The sequence below is a fragment of the Cryobacterium sp. TMT2-42-4 genome (assembly GCF_004402645.1).
In the GTDB taxonomy this organism is placed as follows: domain Bacteria; phylum Actinomycetota; class Actinomycetes; order Actinomycetales; family Microbacteriaceae; genus Cryobacterium; species Cryobacterium sandaracinum.
Genome location: NZ_SOFT01000037.1, coordinates 19,317 through 32,442, shown reverse-complemented (window position 1 = coordinate 32,442; position 13,126 = coordinate 19,317). Strand labels below are relative to the sequence as shown.

Here is a 13,126-nt window from a genome sequence, read left to right as displayed (position 1 = left end):
CAGCGAGACACTAGATAGGGCGAGACCGCTGACAACTTTTTCGACGAGAAACGTACTCTATAGGCCATGAGAGTCCTCACGGCCCGATAGGGGTCTCGCATGTGCCGAAGGATTGTCAATGGCGCATCATGAGCTGTGACAAGAACTGGAGCGACCCTCGATTCCAATGCTGCGAGTGCGAACTCGTAGGTCCAGTGCGCGTGGATGACATCCGGATTAATGTCCCGCAGAACTCTTTGAATGCCCTGCCGTTCTTGACGAAAGAAATCCAGTGCGCGGTCTCTGGCCCTGGCCCGAGAAGGGATGATATAGAGATTCAGATTGGGCCCGGAATAGGTAAGAATTCCGTCAGTGTCGCCCGCGGTAGTAACAATAGAAACAGTGTGACCTAGTCTCATGTACTCGACAGCGAGCGCAGGAATTAGCGGAAAAGGGTATCCAGACGACTTGACCGGGTCCGGAAGAAAAGGCTGCAGCATTTCAAGCGTTGCCGGCCCGCACAACGCGATGTGCCTACTCACTTGCGATCTTCCCAATCACACGGCAAGGATTTCCGGCTGCAATGGATCCCGGAGGTATGGACCGGGACACAACCGATCCGGCGCCGATGACGGATCCCGTGCCAATTCTCACACCCTTGAGGACGATAGACCTAGCGCCGAGGAATACGTCATCTTCGATAACCACCCGATCGCCGATCACCGGCGCAGGCATGGGCAGGAATCGCCGCGAGACGCCGATTGGTGGGCGAACAACGTGATGGTCAGAGTCTGTGATAATCACGCCCGCCCCGATGAGGACTCGGTCCCCAATAACTATTTCCTGGGACGCGCTAATCGTCATGCTCGTCATTCCTGTGTCGTTCCCTATCAACAGCTGAGCCCTGCCGTTGGTCGTCCGAATCAGAATGGGACCGCGCGCCTCCAACGTGTTCCGGCGCGCTGAGGCATTTAGAATGACGTTCTCGCCGAGGGAAACTCGACTCCCAGGACAGGCAAAAACGCGCACCCGGCCGTGGAGCTGAACGCTCTGGGGCGCCTGAACTCCTCGAAAGCGAAGGCTTTGCACTCGAAAGGACATCATTACCCCACGGATAAATCTCACTGTGGGCCTGAGTGAATTGCGAATCAAATGGAAATCTACTTTCAGGTTGCTGTTCGCTGTCGGGCTCCGACATGACGCTGATCTAGCCCGCCCGTAGAACTCGTCGCGTGAGCCATAGGCCGTACGAGATCATGATCACGGACCACCACGTCCATGCGTTGCTTTTCCGCAGTATTCGGCGGAGAGAATGATAATTACCGCCTCCTTTGGCACCGGTGAAAGCACGCCAATCTCCACGAATTGATCCGCGAAGCGGCGGGGCATTTCGGGGACACATCCCATAGGTGCCCGGCGCTAACACCACGTCAATGCCCAGTCGCTGGCACCGAAACCCATAATCAATGTCCGCGAACGCGTGCGAGAATTCGCCGTCAATGCCGCCGACCACGCGGGCAGCCTCTACTGGAACGGCCACCAAATTGCCGTTGAAAGTGTCTACCAGCTGAGATTGCGCCGTTGGCATGATGAGGGCGAGGTTGAGCGGGTGCAGGCCATTTCTCCGCATACCGGAGTACGTTATTCTGTTCGTGTCCGGGTCCCTCATCGCTCCGACAACCACCGCACCACGATGTTCCTTGAGCGTCGGGAGTAGGTCTTCGAAGGCGTTGAGATCGATGTCCACATCGTCGTTGAGCCAAACGATATATTCGTCGTCACCACCTTCTGTGCTGGTAAGTACCTGCTGCTCGGCCAGCGCCATACTCTTGGCCCAGAACGCACTCCCGTCGCCCTTCAAAATGAGAACAGTGTGTCGCAGGGTGGATAGTGCATTCGATGTTCCATCGCGGGAGCCATCGTCGAATACTGTGAAGTCGACTTCGACCCCCGCTGCGTCCGCGGTCTCCTGGGCTTTGATCACAGATCGAATGGTCAGCGCCCTGCGATTATGGCAGGCAATGATGACGTGAAATCTCACAAGCGGTCCCCCATTAGAACCTGGCGAATGCCATCAAGAAAATTCTCAGCCATAATCTCAACCGTGTATTTGGTGCTGTCCTGATTGCACGCTTCCCGAAGCCGGGAAAGAAGCTTGCTGTCATTGATTGTCTCGACAAGGGCTCTGGAGTAAAGAATTACCGTGTCACCGGCCACGATGGAGTTCCGCCCATTGACAAGGTACTCAAACTCAGGGGCGTGCCAACCCCAGTCCGTGGTGATTATTGGCAGTCCCGCTGCGAAGCTGTCCACGGCGACGAGCCCTACTCGCCCGGGCATGGCAAGAACCTGCGCCGAGGCCAGAGCGACTGCCTTCCGAGTCCCGTCGACGGGCCCCAAGTAGGTAAGCCAGTCGTATCGGGACGCCCAACTTTCCACTGTCGACCGAAGGGGGCCGTCTCCAGCGATGACCAAGCGAAAATTGCAGTCCAACTCAGACGACTTCTCGGCCGCCTCAAGAAGGAATTGAAGGCGCTTCGACTCGTCGAGCGCACCCACAAACAATGCGGTTTTATCCCTAAGGTCATACCGTTCTCGAAAAGACTCAACCTCGACCTCTTGGACTGAAGAGATCCCGGCTCGGAGCGCAGAGGTATCGATCGAATTTTGTACGACCGTAGTCCGCTCGCGGGGATAGCCATCCTTCACAACTGCTTCAACTCCCCCTTGCGTGTAGGCGAAGAACCAGTCGGCCCGGGAGGTGAGCCAGCGCGTAACGACGCGATCGGCCCCCCGTGTGCGCCTCGTGTAATCCCGGCCATGTCCCCACAGAGCAACGACGCGGCCTCTCGGCCGCCGAGCGCCCAGCAGTTGATACGCATCCAGATTCCTACGCGCCTGCTCCAGAATGATTAGGTCAGCATGCTTGGCGGCGGCCGAAATCTTCCGGACGACAACTCGGCGGCCCAGTAGGATCCACTCTCTATGGAGAAGAGGGACGACAAAACTGACAGTTGCTGAATCTCCTCGCATCGATTGGGCGCCGTTAGGGCGACCGCATGCGACCACTATGTCAATCTCTTCCGTAGCGGCCCGACTGTGCAATTCCTCCCAGAATGCAACTCTGTACTCCGGAATGTACTCCTGGAGAATCATTACCCTACGCATGTCTGTTCAAGACGTTCTCACTCATCATTTCGCTGTAGAGCGTCTCTGTGCGAGCGAGAAACACGTCACGCATGAAATTCTTTTCATAATGAGATCGAGCGAGTTTGCCGCTCAAAACCGGGTTCTCCACTGCTTCGCTCAGAGCACGCTGAAGGCCATCCCACGTCGCAAACACGGCGCCAGAACCTGATTGCTTCAAATCGTCCGCGGCGCTACTACCTGCAAGCGCGACAATAGAACGACCGGCTGCAAGTGCTTCTACGTAGGACAAAGGAATTCCCCCTTCAGCACATTCGCTCGGGAAAACGAATCCCTTCGCCCCCGCGAGCACTTCGGGAAGGTCTTCCTGGTTGAGCTGGCCCCCGTACACGATATTAGAAGATTCTGCCTCTGCAGCTACGACTTCCGCCTGCAAAGGGCCACTACCGAAAACGAGCAGGCTCTCGCCCGCGGGCCAATTCTTTAGGAGGTTGCTGATACCTTTTTCTTCAGAGAGCCGACCGACATAAACCCAGGATTGCCCTGGATCCGCTTCGGGAGCGAAGCCAATGTCTTCAACGAAATTGGGAATGACAACGACTTTTTCGTCTGACAAACCGAAGCCTGTGTAGAGCTTTCGGGAGCGACCAGACAGGAGAATCACCTTGTCGGCGCGCTCTAGCAGCCGATCTCCCGCGAGACCGTGGCGGTTGCGAATCGTAAGCGGAAGAGTGGCGATCAGGGAACCTCGGTAACAGCTGTGCCGTACTGACTCGAGCGAATTCCCATCCGGACAGCGGGTGCAGTGCGCCCCGTCCCGAAACAGAGTGCCCGCAGCGCACACCGGGCGGAAGTTATGCACTGTGGCGACGATGGGGCCGCCCCATTTGCCTAGCCACTCGTGGCCCCAATTAGGAAAAAGGTTATGTACGTGCACGATGTCGGGTGCAAATCGCTCGAGTTCGTCGAGTGGAGACGCTCCTCGACCTGTCGCGACATTGATCGCGGAGCGCACCTTGTAACCAGGCAGGGTTTCAAGTTCATCTGTCCTCGCAGCAATGACGCGCACGTCAATACCGTGTCGGCGCAGGGCACGGATTTGAGCGTCAACGACGACATTTTCTCCACTAGATTGCCTACTGGAGTAATAGCTGTGAATAACTGCAACTTTCAAGTCCCGCCCCGTTCCCGTTGGCCCCTAGCGCCTCGGCGCAATGAGCGCCGCCTTCAAAAAACGAGCATTTCCAAAAACGTACCGTTTCCAGAGCCGGCGTGGCTCGCTGCCAAGGCGGTAAGCCCACTCGAGCCCCGAGGATCTCATCCAGGGCGGCGCCTCCTTTTGCGTGCCTGCGGCAAAGTCGAAGGCAGCTCCGATCGCGACTGCGGTGACCGGCAGCACGGACGAGAGCCGGACAACCTCGATGTCTTGCTTCGGTGTTCCCAACCCGACCCAAACGATCTGCGCCCCGCTGACGCGAATCCGCTCATCCTGTTCATCGATTTCGCGTTTGCTCATGCTGCGAAACGGCGGGCTTTCGACTCCAACGATTGCCACCCCAGGGAATCGACTGGTCAAGTTCTCTTTGAGAAGCGCCAAGACCCCAGGTGTGGAACCGAGCAGATAGTGCCGAATGTTCACCATAATGCCCTCTTGAAAAACGTCAAGGAACAGCTGGGGTCCACGTACCTGTTCGAGCCTCGGAGACTGCCTTCGCAGTGCCGAGACCCACCCAATTGGCTTTCCGTCAGGGTAATTGATCGCAGGTTCAGCCAACAGAACTCGATATTCAGCAGACTTGTCGGCCAATGCGACCGTGTATGCATTCGCAAGGTGAACATGGTGCCCTTGGCCTAGCAGCGCCAATGCTATAACCTGCTCAACTGCAGTTTCTGGGCTTGCAGACACGAAGTCGACAGACCCGACTCTGTGACGCACAGCCCTGATCAATCCCACAGGGAGGGCCTCCGCCCGGCGATTCGTGTTCGTGTTCATGTCTTTCCCTCATGCGTGAGTACTTCGTTTTCCGTGAATCGTATTGTCGCCACGTGGAGCATTAGAAGGCCCCGTCCCTTGCCAACACAGCCTTGACTGTGCGCCACAGGATGACAACGTCGCCGGTTATCGACCAATTCTCGACGTAGTAGAGATCGAGGCGCACTGTGTCTTCCCAAGACAGGTTGGAGCGTCCACTCACCTGCCACAGGCCAGTAATGCCGGGCTTGACAAGGAAACGCCGGTGCACATGAGACTCGTAGCCGTCTACTTCAGTTTCCAAGGGTGGGCGAGGCCCGACCAGCGACATGCTGCCGGCAAACACGTTGAAGAGTTGCGGGAGTTCGTCAAGACTGAAGCGACGCAGAATTTTGCCGATGGAAGTGACCCTGGGGTCGTTCTTCATCTTAAACATGACGGAGTTGCCCTCTGTTCGCTTTACGTGTTGCAGCGAATCCAATAGCTGTTCAGCGCCAGTCACCATTGATCTAAATTTCAGCATAATGAAAGGACTGCCGTTTACACCGACACGCTCCTGGCGGAAGAGCACGGACCCAGGGGTGCTAAGCCGGATAACGACGGTGACGATAAGTAATACCGGGGATAGGGCGACGATCAGGAGCGCTGAAGCGAATATGTCGAGGGCTCGCTTGGTGAAGAGCTTGCGGCCGTCGTACCGCGGCGTCTCGACGTGAATTAAGGGAAGCCCAACAACTGGGCGTGTGTGAATTCGCGGGCCACCGATGTCTGTCAGGCTCGGCGATACAACCAGATGCTGCCGTCCCGGTTCCAGACTCCAGCTGATTTGGCGAATGCGGTCTGGAGCCAACTCACTGTTGTTCGTGATGATGACCGTGTCCGCCAAAACATCGGTCATGGCTATCTGCAGGTTGTCGACGTCTGCGAAAACGGGAATCTCAGTGCCTGGGATGGTCCCTGGATTAGCGCCCTGAATGCATGCACCCACGACCAGGTAACCGGACGTTGGCTGTCGGCCCAGTTCCTTTGCCAAATGCTGCACAGATGCCCGCGAGCCCAGCAAAACCACGCGGGACACGAATCTGCCATCGAGACGCTGCGCACACAACCACTGGCGCCACAGCCACCGAGAGAAGACGAGCACGGCAATGCCGAGGGGGAACGCGATTAAAATGTAGCCACGAGCAACGTCTATATGCAGTAAGTAGGCGGCAATTGCAAGAATGCCGAACAGACGCACAGACGCGCTGGCCACCAGTTTGTACTCGTCAGGGCCGGTTCCGAGAACGCGAGACTCGCGCGTGCCGTAGATATGGAGGAGCATCATCCAGCCCACGATGATGCTGACGGAGACCAAGCTGTAGTCGATGACTAGTTCGCTCGCGCTGCCTCGAAAGGAGACATCGGCCGTGTCGAGCCCAAACCGGAATATTTGTACGCCAAAGACGACGCAAACGAGGACAAAAAGGTCAGTGATCGCCAATCTGACGGCATAAATGTTGCGCCAGTCACGGACAGGGCGCTGGATCAACGGGGAGGCTGCTATTTTTTCTTCGTTCATTCCCCCCGGCTCGGTAGATTGCTGCCGAGCCGTCCCCCCATCTGATGATCGCTTCGTGGTGTCGCCGTGGCCGGTTACAGTCACGTCACCAGCTCCAAGACCGGCCCGAATAACAAAATCATGCGAGCCTGTCGGAGTCGGACTTGGAGGCATCTCTGCAGCCATGCGTCTGAACGAACTAGGTCCATGACGCACCGCCATCTGTCGAGCGGGCGAACGCGTCGCCCGCCCAGATCCAAAGCGTTCCGTCTTCGGCAACAGAGACGGCCGTCTCACCGGGGTTGATCGTCGCGGCCAAGCAGGCTCGATCGGTCGCATCAAGCACACCGTCCGCCGATACCGCCACCAGCGACACTCCGATGCAACCAGCCGGGTTGGCTACCGCGATTTCAAAGCCACCCGCCGTCGCGGCGAGTGCTGCAGCGCCAGGAACTGATGTTGGCGCCGACCACGTTGAGCCGGCATCTTGCGTCGTGAAGACCGACGCGTCGGTGCAGAGAACCGCCGCGCTGGAGTCGTCCGTTGCCGCGATCGTGGTGACAGCTTCGCACGGGGCCGCAGCATCGCCACTTGGGCTGTGCACAGTGGCAGGAGACGCCGGGTCGACGTACCACTCGACGGCAACTCGCTCGGGATAGGCCCTCCACTGGTTGCCTGCCACGAACGTGGAGACGAGCTGCGGTGCGCAATCGGCAAGGTCGAGGGTGACCAGCGAGGTCTCAGTGTCATCGATGACATTGATGGCCAGGATGGATGAGGCGTCTGTGTCGATTGAGGCGTTGAAGCTTTCCCAGGTGGCACCGGAATCGGTGGTTAGTTCAGGTTCTGCGGAAGCAACGGAGCACGCGCCTGTGGAGGCCCGCCAAGCGGTTGACGCATCTAGGGCTGCTAGGAGGCGTGTGGGGGTGACTGTTGCCGTTGCCTCGGTCTCGGTCTCGACAGGCTCGACCACCGTTGGTTCAGTGGTCTCGACAGGCTCGACCACCGCGGGCTCACTCGGCGGCGCCTCGGCTACTGTTCCGGCACTGGAAGCCGGCTTGGTGGCGGTGAGAGCAAAGAACACGAGGCCGATGTCGAACAGAAGGAAGACGGCCAGGCCCCCGACGAGCCAGCGACGGCGCGCAAGAATGTTGCGGTTCTTGCGACCGCTGGGTTTGTTTGCAGCCATGGTGCCCCCTAGGACTGCAATACTCTTGCGGATCGGTAGAACAGCGACACGACTTCGTTCACGGCTGGCACAAGCTGACGAGCGGATTCTGCGTAGACCTCATCGCTGCGCCGATAGGGGTCAACAACGTCGTCGTCGTCGGGCGACTCGGGCGGGTTCACTGCCCCGCGCTGTGAGGCCGCGAACCCCACCAGCGTGGAGAAACGACCAACGACGTTATCCAGAGACAGCGATGCAGCTTCGTCGAGGTCTTCGTCCGTGACTCCGCTGACGAGCCGCGCGAATTCACGAACGGTGAAGGTGTAGCGAATGGCTTTGGGAAAGAGTTCCGCTATGGCGCGGCGGTGTTCCCGTGACATGGCAAACACCAGGTTCGCCTCACTCAGGTGTTCTTCCGTGAGCACTCGTGCGACGTGCCCGGAGGGTTCGCCGCCGAAGTGTCGCGAAAGGTCTGCAGCTTCGTCGGGCATGGCCTGACCGGTCAGGCCAATCGTTCCGGCGCTGCCCAGCGTAACCTCGGGCCAGGAGGCCAAACCGACTCGCAACAGCTGCTCGGCGAGAGGTGAACGGCAGATATTGCCAGAACACACCGTGAGGATCGTGAAGCCTGCCACTAGGCGGCCCTCCGTCTAGGTTTGCCGAAGCCGCGGCCAGTAGGTGCAGACTCGGCCTCAACCATTTTCTCTTCCTCATAGGCAGTTCCGTAGCTGTACTGGCCATAGCCGTAGGAGTCGGGCCCCTTGGTGGGGAGCATCGTGACGACCATGCCCACGAGCCGGCTGCCGGCGCGTTCAAGCGCCTGCAGCGCACTGGACAGTTCATTGCGCTTGGTGCGGCCGGAGGCCACCACCATAATGGCGCCACCGCAGAGCTTGCTCAGCACGGCCGCATCAGTGACCAGGAGCAGGGGCGGGGCGTCGATCAGCACGACATCGAATTCGTCGGTGAGCACGGCGAGCATGCGGGCCATGGCAGCGGAACCGAGCAGCTCGCTCGGGTTCGGGGGAACGCGGCCGCTGGGTAGCACGAACAGTTTGTTCTTGCCCCATTTTTGCAGCACGTCGGCAAGCTCGGCCCGCCCGATCAAAACGTCGGTGAGGCCGACTCCACCCTCGATACCCATGTACTCGGCGACGCGCGGAAGGCGCAGATCGCCATCGATCAGGGCCACACGGGCTCCCGTCTCGGCGAGGGCAATGGCGAGGTTGGCGGTGGTGGTGCTCTTGCCCTCACCGGGGATGGAACTGGTGACGACGAAGCTGCGCGGGCCACCCTCGATGTTCACGAACTGAAGGTTGGTGCGCAGACTGCGGAACGACTCGGCCCTTGGGTTCTTGGGGTCGGAGTGCACCACCAGAGGGCGAAGCCGCGCATCGGGGTCATTGGTGATGCCGCCGAGAATGGGGGCGTCGGTGACGAGATCGATGTCGTGCAGGCTGTGGATGCGGGTATCAAGTACGCTGCGCAGCACGGCAGCGCCAATGCCGAGCGCCAGCCCGACCAGCAAGCCGAGCACGATATTCTGAGGCACGTTCGGGCTGGCCGGCGCTGCCGGAACGAGGGCAGGCTGGATGGTTTCGATTTTCACGGGACTGACAGCCTCCCCGTCGGGCTTCTCCAACTGATCGACGACGATTTTACTGAAGTTCTGGCCGACTGCATTGGCAATCTTGGCGGCGAGCACCGGGTCACTGTTGGTGACCGTCACATCGATCAGCACCGTGTCCACCGGCGAGGACGATTCGACCATTCCTGCGAGCTGGGCAGCGGTGAGATCAAGCTGCAGATCGGCGATGACCGTGTCTAGCACGATGGCGCTGTCCACGACGTCGACATAGGACGTCACGGCCTGGCGAGCGAAGCTGGTTCCGGCGACGAGCTCACCGCCTCCCGCGTCACCGGACGACTTAACGGAGACGTAGAGCTGGGTGCTGGCAACGTAGCTCGGCGTCGTGGCGATTGCCGCGGCGGCCGCGGCCGCAATCCCGACCAGGGTCAGGGCCAGAATCAGGATCCAACTTTTGTGGAGAATCCTGAGGTAATCCTTGAGTTCCACGCGCGTTCCTCCGGTAGTACTCGGCAGAGAGGAACCGCTCGAATTGCTTTATCCCCTTGACCATCTTTGCACATGGGAGTATCTGGACACCCCCCATGGGGGGTGTGAAGTTCTCTCGGGTTTTTGTGGGAGTGGTCTCAACAGGCTCGACCACCGGGTCAGATTGGCTGGAGGAGGCCGTCGGGGGTGACCGTGAGCATCCGTGGCTCGCCGGCGTCGACCACGATCGAGGCGATCGTGGGGCGGTCGGCGGGCAGTAATCGGGCGATCAGGTGACCGTGGGTGAGGGAGTCGAGCTGGTCAGCGACGATGGCGGCCGCGGCAGCCAGCTGCCGGGGCGGCCGGTCGGCGCTGTCGTCGAGCAGGGTCACGTCGACGCCCCGGATGCGGGCAGCGCGGGCGGCGGAGATCACCGGCTCGACGAAGAGCGAGCGCCCCCGGATGGCGTCGCGCAGGGTGGCCTCTACGAGCAGGCTTTCCGCCCGCAGGGTCGGTTCAATCTGCAGGGGGTTGCTCTGCAGGGCGGCGCCTTGCAGCAAATTTGCGAGGCGCTCGAGGGTGGGGCGGGCCAGCGTGTTCACCCGGGTCAGCTGGGTCTCGCGCTCCTCGAGGGCCGCCGCCGCCGTGGCCGCCGCTGCGCCGCTGCGGGCCCGCTCCCGGTTGAGCCCGGCCAGAGTCTGGGTGGAACGCTTCAGACCCACGGCGAACAGGGTGCCGGCGAGCAGGGTGCCGGCGTGACGGATGGCCAGATTCACCCCGTCGAGCAGCGTCAGCCCGTTGAGCAGCGCCCAGACGATCGAGATGGCCATGATCATGCCGTAGCCGTACCATGCGAATCCGGGCCGACCGCGCACCGCCAGCACGACCAACATCATGGTGATGGCGCCGAGGTACCAGTGGGCGAACGGGGTCGACCCGACCGGCGGCACCGGGAATGCCGTGGCCACGGCGGACAGCCCGCACAGCGCGAGCACCATGATGGCGTTGCGAGGCGACACCGGGTCAGGCACGACGAGGGTGAGCCAGGCGGCCGCCGCAGACACCACCACGAACCCGAGGATCTCGTAGGGCAGCCCCCACAGAGGTTCACCGTCGGCGAAGGCGAGAACGGCGTGCACGGCGATGAATGCCACGAGGATGGACGTGGACAGGGCCCTCGGCAACCGGGTCACACCCTTCAGTTGCGTGGCGGGTCGCGGCGAGTTAGGAGGTGCGGTCGAGAGGGACGGGACCGGCGGCGCGGGGGCTGCAGGGGCGGGCGTCCAGGAGACCACCACCTCGGTGCCGGCGCCGGGGCGGGAGCGCACGGCGGCGGCACCGCCGGAGAGGCGCTCCATGCGGCCGATGATGCTCTGCGCGATGCCCAGGCGCTCGGCGGGCACCCGAGCGGGGTCGAAGCCGACGCCGTTGTCGTGCACGGCCACCCGGATGCCGCCCTGGTAGCTGGCCACGGTGAGGGTGCGGGCCACCGGGCTCCACACGGGCTCCTGCACGTCGGCGGCGACCGAGTTGCGGAGGGCCTCGCCGACGGCGCCGAGCAGGGCGGTCACTGCGAGGGCGGGCACCGTGAGGGTGCCGGGCAGGTTGGAGGTGATCTGGGCATCCGGTGCCAGCTCGGCGGCCAGCTGCTCGAGGCGCCGGGTCACCTGGGGGCCGGGCATGCTCGGGTCGGGTAGCGGGGCGCGCAGGGCGTCGAGCCGCACCAGGGTGTCGGCCGCGTGCCGGCTCAGCACCGGCACCGGGGTGCCGCCGCGTCCGGCCATCAGCAGGGTCGAGATGACGCTGTCGTGCACCAGCGCGTCGATGGTGAGCCGCTCGCGTTTGCGGGCGAGGCGGTCGGCGCGGCCGACGAGTTGCACGCGGGCGATCGTGGCCGCCTGGTCGACCTTGCCGGCGCTGCGGCGCGTCATGGTGGTCAGTCCCACGAGCATGCTCAGCAGCAGGAACGAGTAAAGGCCGTCTTCCACACCGACCAGCACCGGGTACGGGTCAGTCGAGGTGGCCGCACGCAGCAGCCCGCTCATCGTGCAGACCAGCACCAGGTAGGCCCAGGCCGTGCGGTCGCGGGTGGCCACCGCCACAGCCATCACGGGCACACCGGTGAGGGTGATCGCCCAGGGGATGTCCGCGCCCGCCGGCAGCGGCTCCGCCCGCACGGTCAGCCAGAACACCAGCAGCAGCACGAAGAGCGCCCCCTCGGCGAGCGCGATCGGGCGCAGCACGCGCAGCGGCGCGCGCACCGAGAGCAGAGCGAGCAGCACCGGCAAACCGAAGATCAGCTGCCACATCGCCATCGACCAGGCGGGTCGCGGCTGCCAGGCCTGCTCGAGCACGGCGCCCAGGCAGAGCAGCCCGAAGACGAGGGCGGTGGGCCCGAGCGCGGCGTAGAGCAGGCGGGCGAGGCGCTCGGTTGAGCCCTGCGGCCGGGGCGGCTGCCGCGCCTTGCTCACGGCTGGCCGGGGATGGGCAGGAGGCCGTCTTCCAGGGCCCGCTTGTACAGGTCGATCTTGGTGTTCGCCGGGCGGCCGACCCGCTCATACTTCGTGCGCACGCGACGGATGTAGTCGATCACCGTGGCCTCGCTCAGGCCCATCCGCGAGGCCACCAGCGGGGCCTTCGCGCCCGCCGCGTAGAGCGAGAGCACCTCGCACTCGCGCCCGCTCAGACCCGCGTCGGAGAGGTCCGGGTCGCCGTCGAGGGCGGCAGCCCACTCGGTGGAGACCACGGTCTCCCCCGCCGCCGCCCGGGTGACGGCGTCGAGCAGCACCGCGGTGGGCTCGCTCTTGCGCACCACACCGAGCACGCCGCTGCGCGCGGCGGCCCGCATCAGGGCGGCGTCGTCGCCGCCGGTGAACGCGAGCACGGCCGCGCCCGCGCCGCGCAGCCGGTCGACGTTGCCGGTGACGGTGGACCCGTCGGAGAGCCGCAGATCCAGGATGACCAGGTCGACGGGCGTCTGCTGCACGGCAGACTCGAGCAGCTCGGACACCGTCGTGACCGTGGCCACCACCTCGATCTCGGGGATGGTGGCGAAGAGGCCGGCGAAGCCGTGGGCCACGATCTCGTGGTCATCGATCAGGGCTACTCGAAAGCGGGACATCGGGGATCCTTGCAGTTTCGGAGATGGTGCCTGCCGGGGTCTCGGGCAGGGTCTGACAAATTCAGGGCAGTGGCCCCCGTTGTGGTGCCACAAGAAGTAACGGCTGGTCAGGCCTGGCAGCGGACCATACGTTGACACATGGG

General features: G+C 62.2%; 11 protein-coding genes. All 11 read right to left on the bottom strand.

The window, feature by feature from the left end:
• Nucleotides 1-513 precede the first annotated feature (513 nt).
• Complete coding sequence (locus tag E3O18_RS16615) at nt 514-714, bottom strand: DapH/DapD/GlmU-related protein (RefSeq protein WP_233191214.1); 201 nt, start codon at nt 712-714, stop codon at nt 514-516.
• A gap of 472 nt (nt 715-1,186) precedes the next feature.
• Nucleotides 1,187-2,020, bottom strand: a complete 834-nt coding sequence (locus E3O18_RS12930; protein WP_134418256.1) for a glycosyltransferase — start codon at nt 2,018-2,020, stop codon at nt 1,187-1,189.
• Nucleotides 2,017-3,135, bottom strand: a complete 1,119-nt coding sequence (locus tag E3O18_RS12925) for a glycosyltransferase family 4 protein (protein WP_166784927.1) — start codon at nt 3,133-3,135, stop codon at nt 2,017-2,019. The genes E3O18_RS12930 and E3O18_RS12925 overlap by 4 nt, the downstream gene beginning before the upstream one ends.
• A 4-nt stretch (nt 3,136-3,139) precedes the next feature.
• Nucleotides 3,140-4,300: a glycosyltransferase family 4 protein gene (locus tag E3O18_RS12920; protein ID WP_134418254.1), complete on the bottom strand. Its 1,161-nt coding sequence runs from the start codon at nt 4,298-4,300 to the stop codon at nt 3,140-3,142.
• Between the two features lie 24 nt (nt 4,301-4,324).
• Complete coding sequence (locus E3O18_RS12915; RefSeq protein ID WP_166784926.1) at nt 4,325-4,933, bottom strand: WecB/TagA/CpsF family glycosyltransferase; 609 nt, start codon at nt 4,931-4,933, stop codon at nt 4,325-4,327.
• Nucleotides 4,934-5,180: 247 nt separating this feature from the next.
• Nucleotides 5,181-6,743 carry a sugar transferase gene (locus tag E3O18_RS12910; RefSeq protein WP_241978189.1) on the bottom strand — a complete coding sequence of 521 codons (1,563 nt, stop codon included), beginning with the start codon at nt 6,741-6,743 and terminating at the stop codon, nt 5,181-5,183.
• Nucleotides 6,744-6,837: 94 nt separating this feature from the next.
• Entirely contained in the window at nt 6,838-7,827 is a 990-nt protein-coding gene (locus E3O18_RS12905; protein WP_134418252.1) for a hypothetical protein, read from the bottom strand.
• An 8-nt stretch (nt 7,828-7,835) separates the two neighbouring features.
• Nucleotides 7,836-8,441: a low molecular weight phosphatase family protein gene (locus tag E3O18_RS12900; protein ID WP_134418250.1), complete on the bottom strand. Its 606-nt coding sequence runs from the start codon at nt 8,439-8,441 to the stop codon at nt 7,836-7,838.
• Complete coding sequence (locus E3O18_RS12895) at nt 8,441-9,883, bottom strand: polysaccharide biosynthesis tyrosine autokinase (protein WP_134418249.1); 1,443 nt, start codon at nt 9,881-9,883, stop codon at nt 8,441-8,443. The genes E3O18_RS12900 and E3O18_RS12895 overlap by 1 nt, the downstream gene beginning before the upstream one ends.
• 158 nt (nt 9,884-10,041) lie before the next feature.
• Nucleotides 10,042-12,333, bottom strand: a complete 2,292-nt coding sequence (locus tag E3O18_RS12890; RefSeq protein ID WP_134418248.1) for a hypothetical protein — start codon at nt 12,331-12,333, stop codon at nt 10,042-10,044.
• The gene (locus E3O18_RS12885; protein ID WP_134395680.1) at nt 12,330-12,983 is read right to left on the bottom strand and encodes a response regulator transcription factor; all 654 of its coding nucleotides are present in this window, start codon (nt 12,981-12,983) and stop codon (nt 12,330-12,332) included. Before E3O18_RS12885 ends, E3O18_RS12890 begins: the two co-directional genes overlap by 4 nt.
• Between the last annotated feature and the right edge of the window lie 143 nt (nt 12,984-13,126).